Source organism: Priestia sp. P5_B4, from assembly GCF_056400385.1.
In genome coordinates, this window is record NZ_JBFULJ010000710.1 from 1 (window position 1) to 1,973 (window position 1,973).

Here is a 1,973-nt window from a genome sequence, read left to right on the forward strand (position 1 = left end):
AGGTTATTATGAATTATATAAAGGTTATTATCTTTTAAGGGTAATAGTCACTTAACTGGAGGTATAAAGATGAAGTATTTTTTAGATAGTGCAATTTTAGAGGAAATTCGTTACGCGTATGAAAACTGGGCAATTGATGGAGTTACAACAAATCCTCGTCATATTATGAACAGCGGCAAGCCATTCTTAACGGTTCTAGATGAATTTGCAAGTGAGTTTAAAGGAGTCGAAAATTTCCCAATTTCAGTTGAAATTAATCCTCATTTGGATAATGCCAAGGATATGGTAGAAGAAGGGACAAAGATTGCTACGTTATCGTCAAACTTTGTTATTAAAATTCCATGCACAGAACCTGGTTTAATTGCAGCAAAGGAATTTGAAAAAGAAGGTATTTCTACTAACGTCACTCTTGTCTTCTCGCCATCACAAGCACTTCAGCCTGCAAGAATTGGTGCTAAATTTGTATCTCCATTTGTAGGTTGGAAAGAAAATAGYGGGGACGATACAACTCAATATATTCAGGATATTGTGAATATCTATAAAAACTACGATTACAACACAGAAATCATTGTTGCTGCTTTACGTAATGGTAAACAAATTGTAGATGCGGCAAAAGCTGGAGCGCATATTGTGACCTGTGGATTTGATGTATATAAAGAAAGCTTCCAGCATGCGTTCACAGACTATGGATTAAACAAATTCCGTAATGCTTGGGATAATACAGTTACAGAAGCTCCTGTCTTAAAATAAACATATGTATTTTATAAAAGGCGCCTCTTAGAATCTTATTATCTTCTTTGAGGGGCTTTTTACATAGAAAAGGAGAGAAGAAAACGTTGAGCAGCTTTGAATACATGAAAGACTTAAACAAACATGTGCCTTTCTATCATATAGAGGACAGCAAATTTAAACCTTATGGAAAGGCAGTAAACGAATATGACTTCAGTGAACTAGAAACATATATGGATAGTTTAGCTATTCCTCAAGATCAGAATGTATATGTAGCATCCGTCACGGARATGGAAAATACCATTATTAAGAACCAACTTCAAGAAGCTTTTTATGGTGATATGCCTATTCAAATTGGATATTGTAATGGTCCTAATTCAACCTTAAATGGCCTTGAGTATCATAAAAGCAGTGAAATCAACATCGCTATAACAGATATGGTTCTTTTATTAGGAAAGGTACAAGACGTCGAGGATAACTTTTTTAATTCAAATGATGTAATCGCTTTCTTCATACCTAAAGGAACAGCAGTTGAGTTATATAGTACGACATTACATTTTGCTCCTTGTAAGGTAAATAATGAAGGATTTAAAACAATCGTTATTTTACCTAAAGGAACGAATGATCCGTTATTGTCTAATATTCAAAAAAGAACAAAAGAAGATGAGTTATTGTTTATGAAAAATAAATGGTTAATTGCTCATCCTGAAAGAGAGCAATTAATCAATAAAGGTGCACATCCAGGTATAAAAGGAGAAAATATTAAAGTTTATCAATAGAGCGTATGAATGTTAGACAAAAGACTAAGATCTATTAATTGATGGGAGAGATAAAAATGTCAGGTACCTTAAACGTAACTAAAGGGGTAAATGTGGAGATCTTACAAGATGGATTCGAAGTTGCTCTTAACGGTGTAACTCTACTTCAGCATACCATACAAAAACCAATGCTGTTTGTTGGTTATGGAGAAGAAACGATTGAAATGTATAGAGGTAACTTTGATATTAAAGATTACGTTACTGAACGTACAGCTCTTCGCTACGCAACTGTTGAAGAAATAGAAGGGGCATATAAAATAGATTTCTCCAACTATAAAAATGGAGATAACATGCTGTCTCTTATAGTTAAAGAAGAAGAGAATCGGCTAAAAGTAGAATATCAAAAAAACGATGCGAACATTAATCGTTTTTGGTTACGAGTAGCTGCAGATAAACAAGAGAAAGTATATGGATGCGGAGAACAAC

2 protein-coding genes and 1 pseudogene are annotated in these 1,973 nt (G+C 33.8%); all 3 read left to right on the forward strand.

Annotation, left to right across the window (positions count from 1 at the left end):
- The first annotated feature begins 69 nt into the window (after positions 1 to 69).
- On the forward strand, positions 70 to 750 hold the full coding sequence (locus AC1DRF_RS25010; protein WP_427075029.1) for a transaldolase family protein: 681 nt from the start codon (positions 70 to 72) through the stop codon (positions 748 to 750).
- A 104-nt stretch (positions 751 to 854) separates the two neighbouring features.
- Positions 855 to 1,508, forward strand: coding sequence for a DUF4867 family protein (locus AC1DRF_RS25015; protein WP_427075028.1), 654 nt, complete (start codon positions 855 to 857; stop codon positions 1,506 to 1,508).
- Positions 1,509 to 1,564: 56 nt separating this feature from the next.
- Positions 1,565 to 1,973, forward strand: a pseudogene (locus AC1DRF_RS25020) (alpha-glucosidase); the annotation flags it as partial.